Raw genomic sequence first — 15,464 nt, forward strand, 5'->3', positions numbered from 1 at the left:
CTTCTGCGAGCGGGTTGGACCCTTTAGTCTAGATGCGTTCTTTGATGAGGCGTCGGGAGGCGGCTCACCGTGCCCGACAGGGGGCCGCCGAACAAGGGCTTGCAGACCGACGGTGCCGCGCGCGAAGCGCACGGCACCGCGGCTGAAGCCCGATACGTTGGGCAGTTGCACGTGGAGGGACGTTTCGGAACATGCTGACCAGAGAGGACGCGCTTCGCACGGCATTCGAACGGGACTCCAGAGTGGACCGTACGCCTGTTGGCATCCGCGCTGCCTGCGTCGAGCAGGCCGCGTGGCGGCGGATCACTGGGCGCGCCGGCCTGAGATCCGGCGGAGCGCGGCCAGAACGGCCTCTTGCAGGTGCAGTACGCGTTCCTTGACCTACCCAGGCTCCCGGAGCGGCGGCTGGAGACAGGTGCCGGGTTGTGGGCATGGCTCTCGTGCCCACCCCCGAGCTCGCCCTGCCGTGTCAGGGAGCAGTGAGCCGCGCCGAGCTGCCGTCGCGGGCCGCATTGAACACCTCGCGGCCCGACTCCATCACGAAGTCGAAGTCGACCCACGCGGCCGCGAGGGCCTCCTGGCCGCCGGGAACCAGGCCGAGCTCGGCCGAGAATGGGTGGCTGTCGTGATCATCCCAGTCCACACGCAGCGTGCCAGGGAGCGGACCGAAGCCGCGCAGCGCCCTGACCTTGGCCTTCGCCTCCACGATCGCCTGGTAGCAGGCGCGATCGGTGTGCTCGACATCCCGGAACTGCTTCAGGAAGGCGAGCGTAACCTCGTTCGCGGCGAGGCGGCGCGAGATCGGCGTGAGCCACGGGGCTAGCCCGCCGAGCGGCCCCGGAGCATCGAAGAACAGCCGGTCGATGGAGCGCGCACGCGGCGGGATCGGGCCGGCGTCCCGCCGCGTGACCTCGAGGATCCGGCCGGGGCCGCCGCGCGCGTCAGGCGCGTGCCGCGCGATCACCTCGCCCACGACCGACAGCCGATCCAGCGCGTACCCGGTGCGGCGCACCTCGACGTCGACCACGCTCTTGGGGAAGCCGTAGATCTCGCGCCCCGCGGCGGCAGCGGCGCCGGTCGAGACGAAGACGTGCGGGAGGAACCAGACAAGGCGCTCGGGGATCAGCCCGCCGCGACCGCGCCCGAGGGCCCAGGCCGGCACCCAGAAGGCGATGTCCGTCTCCGGCATGGTGCCGATGCGCCGGTGCCCGGGATCGCCCGAAAACGCGCGCCCCGCGAAGGCCGCGGCGAGGACGACGAAGGGAGCGGCCGGCACGTACCGGACGTGCCCGCGCGCAGGCACGTTGAGGTAACGGTCGAGCAGCGCGCGCAGGGCGCGCTGCTCGGCCCGCAGGACGAGCGCGGTCATCCACACGTCCTCCAGGACGTAAGGCGACCTCAGCGCCATCTCGCCCGGGCGGTCGACGTAGCGCGGGAGCTCGATGCGCGGCGCAGCCCGCCGGCGCCGGACCTCGCCGAGGATCTCCACGGGCGCGCCGAGCGCCCGCGCCGCTTGCAAGCCGGACATCGTGGCAGCCTCGATGCAGCCGAGATCGTAGCCGGTCCGGGTCCAGTCCCCCGCGACCACGAGGCCCTCGAACCCCGTGTCGTCAGGCGCGATGCGGTGCTTCTGCGAGCCAGGCACCGACAGCACGTAGCGATCCGATGGACTCGCGTTGACGCGCAGGTACTGCGCGCGCAGCCGCTCGGCGCCGGCGCGTCCCTCCGGATCGAACAGGGTGTCCCAGCGCAGGCCGCCGCCCGGGGCCGCCCTGCCGGCGGGCCAGATGTGCCCGAGGTCCTTCTCGAGGAAATCGACCGCGGTGCGCTCCAGCGCGGCGAGGTCGTCCACGCGCGGATCGCGCGCCGCGACCGGATCGTCGCCGCGGCCGAGCTGCCCGCACGCGTAGAGGATCCCCTGCACGCCCTCGCCGGCGCGCCAGCCCTCGACCGGAGCGAGGTGCGACATATCGGCCCACGTCTCGAGCGGCATCCGGTAGGCACCGACGACGGGCGCGCGCGCGCTCGTGCCGAGCCGGCCGACGGGCTGATTCACCCAGAGCTGCAGCGAGACGGTGCGCACCGTCTTGACGTGCTCGATCATGCGCCGCCATCTCGGGCTCGCCTCGATGAGCTCGGGCGCGATGGACGGGAGCGCCCCGATCGAGATCCCGAGCAGCACGTGATCGAAGTGGGCGCCGCGCTCCAGGATCCGCTGCTCGACGTCGGGCCAGTCGCTCCAGAACGAGGCGAGGTTCTCCGCGCGGCGCGCGAGCGCTTCGCCTTCGACGAGCTGATCGTGGAGCGGCGCCTCCGGCCAGCACGGGAGCCCGCCGACGTCGATGAGGGGGCGGTACTCGCCCGATCTCGGCGTGGCCTGCCGGCCTATGACCACCCGCTCGACGGCCCGCCGGTCGGCGGAGAGCTCGAGGCCGCGCACGCGGTGGAAGAACTCGAAGCGGACGCCTCGCCGCCGCAGCACCTCGTAGAGCGGCGAGAACACCGTCTCGCCCATCCCCGCGCGCATCTTGTAGAAAACGGCGCCGCGGTAGCACGTGAACATGCGCATCATCCCGAGGAGGGCGAGCCCCGCGCCGGCGCCGTCTCCGTCGCAGAAAGCGAGGTGGTAGAACGCGCGCACGAGGCCGCTCGAGAGCGTCACTTCGGAGGCGCCGTGTCGACGGAGCCAGTCGCAGAACTCGATGTCGTCGAGCGCCTCGAAATCGGCGTCCGGCCCGACAAGGCCGTCGCGCAGGGCGCCGACGAGGACGGCGCCGAGGAAGTTGAAGACGACCCACAGGCGCCGGAGGCCGGGATCGAGCTCGACATCGGGGCGCGCCGCGGTCCAGAGCCGCGCCATCAGCGCTCGCAGCCCCTCGGCGAGGGCGCGCGCGGCGGCGCCGAGGAGCAACGGCGCGCCGGGGGCGAGCGCGGGCTCGAGGAGCCCTCGAAGCTGCGCCGCCGCGTCGTCGACCTCGGGGCGGGGGCCGCCGAGCTCGCCGAAGAAGGCGCGCGCGTAGATGAGCACCTGTCGCACGCCGCCGCGCAGGCTCTCGGCGAAGCTCGGCAGGGGGCGCCCGTCGCCCGGCCACTCGTCGGTCTGCGGGAACGAGACGCTCCAGTGCTCCCAGCCCCGCGGGGTCTTCTCCTCGACGACGATCGCGCTGTGCTTGAGGAACGCCTCGCGCAGCGTGGCCATCGCCGCGCCGGCGGGGCGGCCGAGCTCCTCGTAGCACTTGCGGAGCAGGGTGAACGCGTTCTCGTAGTACCCGAGCCACAGATGCAGGCCGTGCTCCTCGATTCGCCCGTGCATGGCTCGGTTGCGCACGCTCGCGCCCTTGCCGCCGAGCAGCCAGCCGTCCTGGTAGACGGTGATCTCGTAGCGATCGCGCAGCGCCGGCGTCTCCGTCAAGGCGAATGCCGCCGTGAGCGATGCCATCCCGCCGCCGAGCACGGCGATCCTCTCGCGCCGGGGCGCGGAGGCGATCGTCGGGCCTCCGGGGGGTGGGTCGGTGAATGAGAACATGAGATCACATCCTCTCTTCGGGCCAGGGGGACGAACGGTACGGCCAGGAGAACAAATGATAGAGCCGAGGATAACGAGACCGCTCGGCCGAGCAGCAAAGCCGCGACATCGGCCAAGCTCTCGCTCCGGCCGGCCGCGGCCCGATCGGCGGCGCATCCCGCGCTGCGCCCCTGCGTTGGATCTCTGTCCGGATCCCTGGCCCGACTGCTGACCCAGGTTTGCGTTGAAATCTCTCTTCGGATCCCTGGCCGGACTTCTGGCGGCGGAGCCAGAATGCTCCCTCACTCGAAAGGAACAGGACATGCCGCTCCAGACACCCCCTCCGATCCACACCGAACGCCTCGACTACGCCGAGGGCGGGACGATCTGCGAGGCATACGTCGCGCATGACGCCTCCAGCGCCGCGAAGCGGCCCTGCGTCCTCATCGCCCACGCCTGGGCGGGGCAGAACGAGGCCATGCACGAGAAGGCCGCGGAGCTGGCCAGCCTGGGCTACGTCGGCTTCGCCATCGACGTGTACGGCAAGGGGGTCCGCGGCGGCGAGATGGACGACAACTCGCGGCTGATGGCGCCTCTCGTGGAGGACCGCGGACTGCTCCGCAGGCGCCTCCTGGCGGGCCTCGCCGCGGCCAGACAGCACCCGCTGGCCGACCCCGACCGCATCGCGGCCATCGGATACTGCTTTGGAGGGCTGTGCGTCCTCGACCTGGCGCGGAGCGCCCCGCCGGGCCTGCAAGGCGTGGTGAGCTTCCACGGCCTGCTGCACCCGCCGAACCTGGGACCGCAGGCGCCCATCACGGCCAAGGTGCTCGTGCTCCACGGCTGGGAAGACCCCATGGCGCCCCCCGCCGACGTGCTCGCCCTCGCGCGCGAGCTCACCGAGGCCAAGGCCGACTGGCAGATCCACGCCTACGGCCACGCGATGCACGCCTTCACCTACCCGGGCGCGAACCTCCCGCAGGCGGGCATCCGGTACGACGCCGCAGCCGCCAGGCGGTCGTGGGCCGCGATGCGGAGCTTCCTCGAGGAGATCCTCGATCACCGCTCAGGCTGAAACGCCGCGCGGCGCGCCGAGCCACGACGCCCGCCCACACAACACGCCCCGCCCGCCCACAAAACGGGCGCGCGGGCGCCGGGCGCGCCGGGGAAACCCCGCCGCCCGGCGCCCGCGACGCGCGGTCCTGAGCCGATCTACGCGACGAGCCTCGCGATCAGCTCGCCACCATGTTCGCGTGGTCGCCGTTCGCCCGGGCGATCACCGACGCCTTGATCCAGGTCCGCACCATCGTGAGGTGGCGCGCCTCGGCGGCGCGCGCGGCCATGAACTGATTCATGAGCTCCTGGTCGTTGAGGCCCTGGGAAATCTCGATGAGCACATCCCATGCGTCGTTGTCCGTCAGCTCGGCGATCAGCATCGCCTCCAGCGCGTCCGCCAGGTTCGTCCTCGGATCCGTGACGACCTTGATCAGGCCGCACGAGGCGACCCCGTGGACGTCGGCCAGCGGCGTCTCCGCCGTGGGATCCGCGCCCAGCATCCGGATCACCGAGGCGATCAGGAGGAAGTGCTCCGACTCCTCGCGGTAGATCAGCTCGATCTCCTCGCGCGTCGGCCCGCCCTCGAACGACCCGAGCGCGTCGAACTTCGCGAGCACGCCCTTCCATAGCCGGCTGCCCGCCCGCTCGAAGGCGAGGCGCTCGCCCAGCTTGTCGAGCAGGACCAGCGGCGCCTCGCCCTTCAGCGCCTGGAGGGCCGTCTTCACGGCGCCCTTCAGCGTGCCAGGAGGAGGCATCGTGCCGACCCGCTCCTCCCGCCGCGCGTAATGGGCAATGACGCTGGCGATCGCCGAATCGTCGCCCGCGCTGCTCGGGGGCATGATCCGCGCGCCAACGACGAGCTCCTTCGAGTCCATCGGCGACATGTCCATTCCGGTGCGGTTCATCCCCGCGGTGGTCTCGGTCTTCATGCTGACCTCATCTTGTAAACCTTCGCGCCGTTACCGTTCGCCTGCTTGCCCTGCGCCGCCTGGACCGCGAGCTCCGTCCCGGGGACGTACACGTACCCCGCCGCCACCGTCTCCGACGGCGAGCCCGCCATGTTCAGCCGATCGCGGTAGGCGAGCGTCTGCGGCGTCTCCGGCACCTGGCGCGGATCCACGATGTTCTTCCCGACCGCGCGCAGGTGCACCTCGCCCTGCAGCACGCGGCGGACGAACTCGCGGTGGCTCCTGAACTCGATGGGATCCGGCAGCTCCGCCGGCAGGATCTCCGCGGCGTCGCGCCCCTCGATCTTCTCGAAGAGGCGGCGCACGTGCTGGAGCTGCCCGAGCTCGTAATCGACGAACCGCTCCCAGATGGCCTTGATCCGGGGGTTCGACTCGGACCGCGCACAGCTATAGTAATTGTAGACCTCGGTCGCCTCATGCAGGAGCCACTTCTCGAGCCAGGTCTCGCTGGGATCGATGATCGACTCGTACTGCGTGACGTGCTGCTCCTCGATGGAGGCGATCTCCGCGTAGAGCTGCCGCGCCATGGGGTCGGCGAACGTCGGCCCGACGTTCATGTAATAGTCGTGCGTCTGGTGCTCGGACGCCATGATCGTGAGCGCGTGCAGCTTGGTGAGCGGCGCCGCCGTCCTCCGGTCGTAGGGGGCCCGCAGGTCGTCGTCGGGGTGACGATGCTCCACGCTCGTGGGCCTGCCGGGGCAGACGTCCGTGTAACACTGCAGGATGTTGTTCGAGTCCTTGCCGTGCACCCGGTCCATGAGCGCCGAGTAGCGGTAGAGATGGTCGAAGTCCTCGAGCATCCCGAACCGGTAGACCTGCGCCATGTACTCGTCGGGCTCCTGCATCGCGACCGACGCCGTGACCTCGATGGCCACCTGCTCGAAGCCGATGGTGGTCTCGAGCACGGACAGATCGCCCGGCAGGAGCCAGTTCACCATCGTCTGCTGGTGGTGCTCGACCCGGCGGATGAGGGCGAGCTCCCGCTGGAGCGCGCCGTTCATGCGGGCGCAAGCATGCGAGAAGCGCACGGCCTCCGACTCGATGCCGTTCATCAAGATGATCCGGACGCGGGTGAACGCGTCATCGTTCAGCTTGCTGGACGGGATGCTGACCAGCTCCCGCCAATCGAACTGCTGCTTGTCGAGCGGGGTGCCCCGCTCGTTCAACAAATCAAGTGCCACCTTGACCTCCAGTCTCCGGTGTGTGTGCAAGGGGCGCTCCACGCGGGAACGCCCGCCCTGTTCGCGAGGGTCAAGCGCCGCGATGGGGCACTTGGCCACGTCTGTCGCAAATCGCCTGGGCGCTACTTTCCTCCCGCGCTCATGACGTGCGCGTACCACGTGTTGACGAAGTCAGAGATCGCCGCGGCGCCGAGCAGGAAAGAGGCTCCTCGCGTGACGCGGGGCGACACGAAATAACCGATGGTCAACGCCAGCGAGGCCCACATCGCGGCGCACCGAGGACACGTGAGGAGCTCTCCGACGGCGCGCGTCATGCCCTCGCCGCGCGGCTCCTCGCGCGTACCGCCCGCGGGGTCCTGCTCCACGTCGGTGAACGGCGCGCGCACCGCGCGGGCCACCTTGTCGCGCGTGATCAGCCGGCTCAGGCGGTTCGTGGCGAGCCCGAGCAGCGCCGCGTCGCGGAGCGGAATGCGCGACGGAAGCGGTCGCCCGGCACGTTCCATGAGCGCGAAGGCGCCAGCCGACAGGGCCAGGTAAGTACCCATCAGCTTCACGTAGTGGGCAAGGGGCTCGTCGTCGTGGCCCTGCCCCAGCAGCGCATCGAACGTCAGCATGACCGCGGCCACACGCAACCAGCATGCCCTGCGGGCTCCAGCGAGGGCCGGAGCGCGGATTGGCGGGCTCGACAGGCGTGGTGGCGGGTGAGACGGAATCGATGGACGCGGGACACGGGACGCGCGGTGAACGGGCTCTGCAATGATGTGTGGCGCGGGCGCGAGGGAGCGCCCGAGCGAGGTGAGCTGTCGAGGCGGGCCGAGGTGGGCTGTCGAAGCTCGGAGGAAGGATCGATGTCCGCTGCCTGCGGATCAGGTCTTGCTCGGGCCCGTCTCTTCCCACCACCTGGCCATGCGCACCTGCATCTCCTCGACCGAGACGTCCTCGATGACGGCCGAGAGGACCCAGTGGTGGCCGAACGGGTCCTCGATCCTCCCCTCGCGACGGCCGTAGAACTGGTCGTCGATGGGATAGATGATCTTGGCCCCGGCCTCGACGGCGCGCGCGGCGACGGCGTCGGGGTCCTCGACGTTGAGCGTGAGGGCGATCGGCGTGCCGCCGAGCGCCCTCGGCCCGCGCGCGTTCCACTGAGGGGCCTCGTCCGCGACGCTGAAGAGGGAGTCGCCGATCACGAGCTCGGCGCAGACAATGGCGCCGCCGAGCCTGGGGTCGGCGAGGCGGAGCTTCTCTGTCGCGCCGAACGCCTTCTTGTAGAACGCGATGGCGTCCGACGCGCCGGCGACGACGAGGCGCGCCACCAGGGTGTGGTACGGGGGCGGGGCGATGGGGTGCTGTCGCTTGGTCATGGACGGAGCATGTCCACGGGCGCAGAGCGGGTATTGTAAAAACGTGACCGCCGGATCAGCCGCCCGCGCGGCGCAGCTGGCAGGGCTGGAGCAGCCGAGGGCGCCGGCTCAGGTGGCAGGGCGGCTGCAGGGGCGGCTCAGCCGCCGAGGGGGACGTGGTTGCGCTCGCGGCGCTTCGCGGCGTACTCGGTCGGGGTCAGGCCCGCGAAGGCGCGGAAGTCGTGGATGAAGTGCGCCTGGTCGTAGTAGCCGCACGCGGCAGCCACGCCGGCCCACGAGACGCGCTCGCCGCGCTCGATCGCCGAGAGGGCCTGCTGGAAGCGCCGCACGCGGCAGTAGCGCTTCGGGGTGAGGCCGACCTGCTCGGTGAAGCTGCGGATGAACCGCCGCGAGCTCATCCCGAGCTGGCCGATCACGTCGGACACGGTGTACGCGCGGGACGGGTCGGCGAAGGCGGCGAGCGCGAAGTCGACCGCGGGGTCGCGCGCGGGAGAGCGCGCAGAGAGGCGCGCGGGAGGGCGGAGGAGCCGCGCCGCGAGGGCGGCCTCGAGGGCGCGGAGCCTGGCCTCGGGGGTGCTCGCCTCGAGGACGCGCTCGCGGACGAGGGCGGCCTCGCGGCCCCAGAGCGCGTCGAGCGAGACGTGGGTGCCGCCGAGGGCCTCGGCGTCCGGGCCGAAGAACGGGAACGCGCCGCCCGGGGTGAACTCGGCGCCCACGATCGCCCGCTGCTCGGCCGTGTCGATCACGAAGTGCTCGGCGTGGGCGCCGCAGACGGCGATGCCGGAGAGGCGTTGGCAGCGGGCGGGCGAGGAGGTGGGGTCGGCGGCGAAGGCGGCGGCGGCGGTCGCCGCGGCGGGGTCGTACCAGCGGAGCTCGTCCTCGGCGAGGTTGATGAGGAGACTCATGGATCCGGTGGGGAGCACGCGCTCGAGCAGATCGGGGAGCTCGGGGGCGGCGTAGTACCAGAGCCGGCCGACGAAGCGGGCGAGAGGGGGAGACGGGGTGTGGGTGACGAAGTGCATGGGGCGGCCCGGGGGGAGGAGGCAGCATGCCATGGGCGGAGGCGGGCGGCGCGGGGAGGCCGCGACGAGGGGGTTCCGGGCGCGCGGAGCTGCGGTCGAGCGGCGAGCGGGACCGCCGGTGCTCGGCGGCTGGACGGTGGGGAGGGCGATCTCTAGGATGCCGGCTCGTGACCGCGGCCGTGCGACAGGCGAAGATTGGGACGGGGCGAGGTAAGGCCGCCGCCGGGGCGAAGCGCCAGGCCAAGGTGAAAGCTGCGGCAGCGGAGTCGCCGGAGGCGGTGCTCGACAGGATTTTCGCCGAGCTGCCGGATAACCCTCAGGCGAGCGACGGCCTGCCCGAGGTGGTCCGCAAGAACCGGCGAGGGCGGGCAAGGCGGCGGCTGCTCGACGCGCTCGCGGCGCGCGGGCCTTATCCGGTCCCTGAGGGGCTGCGCGGCGAGCTGCGCGCGCTCGTGGAGCGGTGGGGACAGAAGGGCTTCGAGGATGCGTTTCCGGAGGCGGATGCGTTCGAGCTCCGGTGCGCCGAGGAACGCGCCGTGCTCGACGCGGCGGCCCGGGGTGATGAGGAAGCGCGCTTCGCGGCGGCGGAGCGGGCCTATCGGCGCGAGGTCGAGGCGAGATACGGGCAGATCGAGATCCGCGGGCTCCAGCTCAGCGCGCGCGTGCGGCAGGATCTCGAGATCGCCTATGTGCCGCTGCACGTCGAGGAGCCGTCCGACGCGGTGCGCTCGGCAAAGCTCAGGAGAGCGGCTGGCAAGCGGCCAAAGGATGAAGTGACGACAGCAGAAGTCAAGGCGGCCAGCGCCATGCTGCGTGAGCTGGAGCGGCCGCGGGTGCTCGCGACGGAGGCGCTCGTGAACCACCCACGGCTCCTGATCGTGGGCGAGCCTGGTAGCGGCAAATCTACGCTCCTCGCATACCTGGCCACGCGCGCCGCCAGGGGCGAGCTGGCCACTTCCACTCCAGGCCGTGATCCAGCGTCAATTCCCTTCCTCGTTCCGGTTCGAGCACTGCAACAACCCACAGCGAACCCGGAGCATATCGCTCGCGTCGCTGGCGCGGATGCTTGGTTCGTGGAAGCAGCGCTCCAGCGCGGTCGAGCGCTGCTCCTGGTTGATGGTCTCGACGAGGCGCGATCCGACGTGGCAGGGAAGGTGCTTCCAACGCTCGCGGCGACGCTCGACGCCTATCCAGGGACCTCGGTGATCGTCACGACGAGGCCGGCCGCCGGTCCCGGTAAGGATGAGATCGCCCCGAAGGGCTTTGCACGCGTACGCCTCTTGCCGATGATACGCGAGGAGGTCGGCGTCTTCATCGACCGATGGTGTCTGGCCGCCGAGCTGAGCCTCAACAAGCCGCGCGGACAGGCCGAGATCGACGCGCGTGCCGCCGCGGACGACCTGAAAGAAAGGGTGCGGGCGAGCCGGGCGATCGAGAGGCTCGCGGAGACTCCCCTCCTCTGCTCGGTCATCTGCGTCGTCCACCGCTTCCTCGGACAGCGGATCCCGGAGCGGCGCGTCGCCCTCTACGAAGCCATCACCAACGTCCTGCTCTACGAGTGGGACCGGGCCAAGTTCGCCGAGGACGCCACCATCGGCAAGCTCGACGCGCACGCGAAGCGCGCCCTGCTCGCCCGGCTCGCGCTCTCGATGCACAGGGCGCGTGTGGCGGAGTTGCCCGCGGAGGAGGTCGTCAAGCGCCTCGCGGCGCACCTGCCGGATCTCGGTCGCCCGGAGAACGAGGCGGCCGCGATCGTAGCGGAGATCCGCGACCGCAACGGCGTGCTCGTGGAGCGGGCGCCAGGGTCGTTCGCGTTCTCCCACCTGACATTCCAGGAGTACCTCGCTGCGATGGAGCTGGTGAACGCGCATGCGTACGACGAGCTTCTACGTGGCTACAAGGACAAGTGGTGGCACGAAGTCATCGTGCTTTCAGCCGGGTTCCCAGGCGCGCACGCCGACAAGATCATCCGTGGGCTGCTCGACAGGGATGGCGATGACGTGGCTGAAGGCACGATGCTAGCAGCGCAATGCACCGAGACTGCCATCGAGGTGAGACAGCCATTGAGGAAGGAGATCGAGAAACGCGTGGCACGGCTGGTCCCGCCGACGAGCCTCACGGAGCTCCGGACGCTGATTGTTCTCGGCGAAGTGGCTGGACCGGTGCTCCTTCGCTTGCTCGACAAGGCGAGCACGGAAGATAAAGCTTCGATCATCATGGCGCTTGGCTTCATTCGATATGAACCGGCGACCAGGGCAATCCTGAAGCTACTCAAGGATCCGAGCGAGACAGTTCATCCGCTCACCAACGTCACCAAAATGAGCAATTTGACTACGACACTGGCCGAGTGTGCCGCTTCTTCCATGGTGCGCCTGATCGAGGTTTCGGAGGCAGCATTTTCCGCCTTCCTTGACGCCATTCCGTCGGCTCACCCAAGCGCCATTCTAACGCTGAAAGTCTCCAAGGAAATCGACAAAGAGCTCGGAAGGCCCTCCCAAGGGCCCGATAGACTCGAAGCGCTCATCGCCCGCGCCGAGGCCGCCCACGCGAAGGTCTCCTCCGCTTCCGCTGCCCGCTCGCCCAGACGCGCCGCACGTTCTGGTTGATCGCCTCGGAGAACGCCACCGGCCGCGTGATCAGCATGTCCTGAAGCTCGATGCCAGGACGACCCATCAGCCTCCTCACGAAGTCGAGATGGCACTGGATCGCCGTTCCCCGGTGCTGCGTGAGCCAGTGACGCTTCAGGCCGAAGTCCTCGATCGTTCGCCTCGCCTGCTCATCGCCCTCCCGAGCCTCGATCCCGCCGTCCTCCGCGAACACGAAGCGGCTGCCCGGCCTGCCCTCGTCGGGGCGAACATACCCTCCGGCTGGCCACCTGTCGTGCTTCGCGCCGTTGCACGCCATGCACGCCAGGAAGTAGTTCTTCCACTCGTAAGCCTGCGCGGGAAAGCGCGCCTTGGGCCGGAAGTGCTCGACCTGCCCCGGCGGCTTCTCTTCCCCCTTCGTCCCGGGGTGATTCGAGCTCACCGCAGACTGGCAGTACGCGCAGAAGCCGTGTGACATGCCGGCGATCGCCTGCCGCACCCGCTCATCGGCGCGCCAGACCGGCGGGAACTCCGGCTTCCCCTTCTCATCGCACGGCAGCGCCTCCGGCGCGTAGCTGGCGAACCCCTTCTTCCGCTTCGCCCCTTGCTCGGCGAGCCTCTCGAAGGCCCGCGCCTTCTTCCAGAACGCCGCCGCGTCCGGGAGCGCCGCGTCGACCGTCTCTTGCCAGTCAGCGGGCGGCTTTACGCCTCTTCGCCGGAGCCGGATCACGCCGTCCCCCTCCCTTCCCGGAAAGCTGTGCATCCAGCCGCCTGAGCAGCGCGATCTGCGTCCGCGCGATCTCGGAGAGCAGCGGCCCCTTGCCCTCCCGCTCCTCCTCCCGGGCGAGCACGCCTTGAAGCTGATCCAGCGTGTCCAGCAACGCCTGCCGGTCGCGCGCCGTCGCCGTGCCGCCCTCGACCTTCCGCCGGAGCTCGGCGGCCTTCACCTCCAGCGCCTCGTACGTCGGCGAGAGCCGCGAGGGCACATCGAAGACGGCGTCGTCCACCATCACCGAGTCGACCTCCGCGCCGTCGAGCCGCTCCAGATCGCCCTTCGTCAACGGCCGCACCGTCGTGCCCTCGCCAGGCTTCTCGTCCAGCACGAGGACCTGGATCTCGCGCTCCCTGTCGTCGATGGCGGCCTGCACCACCGCGGGCGAGTGCGTGGTCAGCACGAAGCGCGTGCGCGGGAACAGGCCGGTGAGCTGGTCGATGATCCGCCGCTGCCAGCGAGGGTGCAGGTTCAGGTCGACCTCGTCGATGGCCACCATGGCCTCGCCCGCGAGCGGATCGTCGAGCGCGGAGAAGAGCTGCGCGTAGCGGATCGCGAGATCCAGCACGACCGAGAGCATCGCGCGGTACCCGTCGGAGAGCTCCGTGATCGAGAGCACCACGCCCGAGCGCCGGAACGCCGCCACGCGGCGGCCTTCCTGCTCGACGATCACCACCCCCTCGATTCGCTTGTCGAGCCCTACCAGCCACGCGCGGAGCCGTTCCCAGACCGCCCGCGCGGCCGGGTCGTACTCGCCCCGCTCGTCCAGGAGCGCGACATAGGCCGAGAGATCCCGGAAGAGGTACTCGTCGAAGTCGACCAGCGTGCGCGTGGCCGGGCGGCGCAGCGCGTCCTCGAGGTGCGACGGGAGCGGCCGGGCCAGCGCCTGCTCCCACTCCGGACCGAGGAGCACGGGGCCGGTCGCCTGGCGCCTCCTCGCCGGCGGACGCAGGGCGCGGTACTGGCCGTACGCGAAGACGTGTTGGCCGCGCGAGAGCCGCGAGCGCTCGGCGCTCCCTTCGCCATCGGCCCAGCGCGCGAGCGGCTCGGCGCCGGTCCCGTGGAGCGCCATCGCGCCGCCGGACGCCCCGCGGCGGAGCGGGAAGCGGTCGAGCCCCTCGCCGTCGCCGGGCGCAAGCGAGGCGAGCGCCTCGATGATGCTCGTCTTGCCGGAGCCGTTCTGCCCGATGACGACCGTCACCTGCGCCCCGAGCGGCACCTCGCCGCGCGCGAAGCAGCGCACGTTCTCGAGGACGAGCCGGGAAACACCGGTTGTGCCTGGCCCCGGTGGGGGCACGGGCGGCGACTTGCTCTGCTTGCGGCGCGCCGTCACGCGCCGACTATAGCCAGAATCGTCGCGATGACGCTCGCGCGATCAGGACGGCCCGGCGACGGACGCCCGTTCCCACCGGCACCGGGTGGCGGAGACGGAGATGCCGGAGCGCAGGGAGAGGGCGCTGATGGAGCCCGTGTTCCCCGTAGGTCCCAGCGCATCCGGCGCTCGAACGGGGTGGGCGCCTCGATCGGGGCGGCGCTCCGGAGGACGCCGGCCGCGAACTCCTCGAGATCGCGCTCACTCCCGTCCATCCGCATGGTCTCCATCGAGCACGTCATAGCTCGCGCCGATCCCGGCCGGGCGGGCGCGAGGATGAGCTCCGCCCCGGCGGCGGCGCAGCGGACACGCTGGACCTGCCCGCGCCCGACGAGGCCTCGGCAAACTGTCGTCGGCCCGACTCAATAAGGCGGCAGCATCCTCCGGAATCCGTGCTTCAGCGCCAGCACCAGGAAGATGAGGTTGCGCACCGGCAATACCGGCCAGAAGAGGCCGAGTGGCCCCTCCCCACCCGAAGCGCGCTCCCCCGGCGCGGCGCCCGCCTCCTCGCCGCGGAACGCCCGCGCGAGCCGCGCGCCGAGCCGCCGCATCCACCCGACCGATCGCGGGGTGTCGGCGATCCCGCCGAGCCACGCCTCCGGGATGGCGCGCGCCCCCAGCGTCGCGCCGGCGAGGCCGCCGACGATGGCGCCGGTGCTGTCGGCGTCGCCCCCGAGCAGGATGACGTCCTCCACCGCGCGCCGGAAATCACCCACGTTCGCGAGCCAGCAGAACAGGGCTGCTGGCACGGTGTCCACGATGAAGCCGCTCACGCCGTCGTGAAGCCCGATCGCCGCGGCGAAGTCCTCCGCCGAGGCGCGCCGGGCGAGCAGCTCCGCCGCGCGGTCGAGCCGGCGGCGGAGCTCCCCGTCCGAGACGCGCTCGCGGAGCAGCGCCAGGAGCTCGGCCGGATTCACCTGCTCCGGCGCGCGCACGGCGGCATACGCGGCGGCGAGGGCGATGATCCGCGCGCCCTCCTCGGCGCGCGGGTCGGTGTGCGTGAGGCGCGTGGACGCGCGCACCATCGGCTCGATGCGCGAGGGCGAGAGCGCGAGCGCGGCGCCCAGGATCGGCGCGCGCATCGCGGGGCCGTTGCCGGCCGAGCGGACGCCGCTCCGCTCCGGAGAGAAGCCGAGCCATAGCTTGACGATCGCGCGCAACGTGGCGTAACCGACGCCCGCCGGCATCGCGGCGAGCCAGCCGCGGAGCCGCCACCCGAGCGATCGCGCGAACCGCGCGGCGTCCCCGGGCGCGGCCAGCAGCGCCTGGGCCGTCATGCACGCGTGCTCGGCGTCGTCGCTGATCATCCCGCGGCCGAGCACGAAACGATGCTCGAGCGGCGCCGAGCCGAAGAGGCGCGCGGCGCGGCGGCGCGAGAGGCCCTCTCGGGGAAGACCGAGCGCGTCGCCGACCGCCACGCCAAGAAGGACACCGGTGAGCCGGTCCTCGCGATCGATGGGTGTCGTCTGGATGGACATGCGAGCGCGCCATTCACGGACCGTGCCCGCAGCGCGCCCGCGGAGATCCGCGCCGCCCGACGCGCCCGCCCCGGCGCAGCTCGCCATCCTGGCAGGCTCCGTCAGCGCCGGTAGACATCGTGTCGCGCCGCCGCGGATCTCCCCATGGCCCGCTCGGCGCCTCC

General features: G+C 71.1%; 11 protein-coding genes. 2 read left to right on the plus strand and 9 right to left on the minus strand.

Annotated elements, in window-relative coordinates:
• Nucleotides 1-469: 469 nt before the first annotated feature.
• The gene (locus WME96_RS32010; protein WP_437285376.1) at nucleotides 470-3,526 is read right to left on the minus strand and encodes an NAD(P)-binding protein; all 3,057 of its coding nucleotides are present in this window, start codon (nucleotides 3,524-3,526) and stop codon (nucleotides 470-472) included.
• A 301-nt stretch (nucleotides 3,527-3,827) separates the two neighbouring features.
• Here WME96_RS32010 and WME96_RS32015 point away from each other — a divergent pair, with 301 nt between their 5' ends.
• Nucleotides 3,828-4,580, plus strand: a complete 753-nt coding sequence (locus tag WME96_RS32015) for a dienelactone hydrolase family protein (RefSeq protein WP_437285377.1) — start codon at nucleotides 3,828-3,830, stop codon at nucleotides 4,578-4,580.
• A 157-nt stretch (nucleotides 4,581-4,737) separates the two neighbouring features.
• Here WME96_RS32015 and WME96_RS32020 read toward each other — a convergent pair whose 3' ends face one another.
• The 5 genes from WME96_RS32020 to WME96_RS32040 all read right to left on the minus strand — a co-directional run bounded on the left by WME96_RS32020 (nucleotide 4,738) and on the right by WME96_RS32040 (nucleotide 9,093).
• On the minus strand, nucleotides 4,738-5,490 hold the full coding sequence (locus tag WME96_RS32020) for a ferritin-like domain-containing protein (protein WP_433928119.1): 753 nt from the start codon (nucleotides 5,488-5,490) through the stop codon (nucleotides 4,738-4,740).
• On the minus strand, nucleotides 5,487-6,710 hold the full coding sequence (locus tag WME96_RS32025; protein ID WP_437285378.1) for a hypothetical protein: 1,224 nt from the start codon (nucleotides 6,708-6,710) through the stop codon (nucleotides 5,487-5,489). Before WME96_RS32025 ends, WME96_RS32020 begins: the two co-directional genes overlap by 4 nt.
• Before the next feature lie 122 nt (nucleotides 6,711-6,832).
• Nucleotides 6,833-7,324 (minus strand): DUF1360 domain-containing protein, encoded by a 492-nt coding sequence (locus WME96_RS32030; RefSeq protein ID WP_437285379.1) that lies wholly within the window; start codon nucleotides 7,322-7,324, stop codon nucleotides 6,833-6,835.
• 252 nt (nucleotides 7,325-7,576) lie between these two features.
• Complete coding sequence (locus WME96_RS32035; RefSeq protein WP_437285380.1) at nucleotides 7,577-8,071, minus strand: VOC family protein; 495 nt, start codon at nucleotides 8,069-8,071, stop codon at nucleotides 7,577-7,579.
• A 137-nt stretch (nucleotides 8,072-8,208) separates the two neighbouring features.
• Nucleotides 8,209-9,093, minus strand: coding sequence for a helix-turn-helix domain-containing protein (locus WME96_RS32040; protein ID WP_437285381.1), 885 nt, complete (start codon nucleotides 9,091-9,093; stop codon nucleotides 8,209-8,211).
• A 167-nt stretch (nucleotides 9,094-9,260) separates the two neighbouring features.
• Between WME96_RS32040 and WME96_RS32045 the strand changes: the two genes are divergently transcribed.
• Nucleotides 9,261-11,699: an NACHT domain-containing protein gene (locus tag WME96_RS32045; RefSeq protein ID WP_437285382.1), complete on the plus strand. Its 2,439-nt coding sequence runs from the start codon at nucleotides 9,261-9,263 to the stop codon at nucleotides 11,697-11,699.
• Here WME96_RS32045 and WME96_RS32050 read toward each other — a convergent pair.
• From WME96_RS32050 to WME96_RS32060, 3 genes are all read right to left on the minus strand, one after another.
• Nucleotides 11,614-12,408 (minus strand): hypothetical protein, encoded by a 795-nt coding sequence (locus WME96_RS32050; RefSeq protein WP_437285383.1) that lies wholly within the window; start codon nucleotides 12,406-12,408, stop codon nucleotides 11,614-11,616. The genes WME96_RS32045 and WME96_RS32050 overlap by 86 nt on opposite strands.
• A complete protein-coding gene (locus WME96_RS32055) occupies nucleotides 12,368-13,783 on the minus strand; it encodes an AAA family ATPase (protein ID WP_437285384.1) in 1,416 nt (471 codons plus the stop codon). The genes WME96_RS32050 and WME96_RS32055 overlap by 41 nt, the downstream gene beginning before the upstream one ends.
• A 401-nt stretch (nucleotides 13,784-14,184) precedes the next feature.
• The gene (locus tag WME96_RS32060; protein WP_437285385.1) at nucleotides 14,185-15,300 is read right to left on the minus strand and encodes an ADP-ribosylglycohydrolase family protein; all 1,116 of its coding nucleotides are present in this window, start codon (nucleotides 15,298-15,300) and stop codon (nucleotides 14,185-14,187) included.
• Nucleotides 15,301-15,464 lie beyond the last annotated feature (164 nt).

Origin of the sequence: Sorangium sp. So ce406 (assembly GCF_051474675.1) — a bacterium.
GTDB lineage: Bacteria > Myxococcota_A > Polyangia > Polyangiales > Polyangiaceae > Sorangium > Sorangium cellulosum_G.

Excerpts from the sequence above, each read along its gene's own strand:
- WME96_RS32020 (WP_433928119.1), bottom strand. The coding sequence starts at position 5,490 with ATGAAGACCGAGACCACCGCGGGGATGAACCGCACCGGAATGGACATG.
- WME96_RS32060 (WP_437285385.1), bottom strand. The coding sequence starts at position 15,300 with ATGTCCATCCAGACGACACCCATCGATCGCGAGGACCGGCTCACCGGT.
- WME96_RS32030 (WP_437285379.1), bottom strand. The coding sequence starts at position 7,324 with ATGCTGACGTTCGATGCGCTGCTGGGGCAGGGCCACGACGACGAGCCC.
- WME96_RS32010 (WP_437285376.1), bottom strand. The coding sequence starts at position 3,526 with ATGTTCTCATTCACCGACCCACCCCCCGGAGGCCCGACGATCGCCTCC.
- WME96_RS32015 (WP_437285377.1), top strand. The coding sequence starts at position 3,828 with ATGCCGCTCCAGACACCCCCTCCGATCCACACCGAACGCCTCGACTAC.
- WME96_RS32035 (WP_437285380.1), bottom strand. The coding sequence starts at position 8,071 with ATGACCAAGCGACAGCACCCCATCGCCCCGCCCCCGTACCACACCCTG.
- WME96_RS32040 (WP_437285381.1), bottom strand. The coding sequence starts at position 9,093 with ATGCACTTCGTCACCCACACCCCGTCTCCCCCTCTCGCCCGCTTCGTC.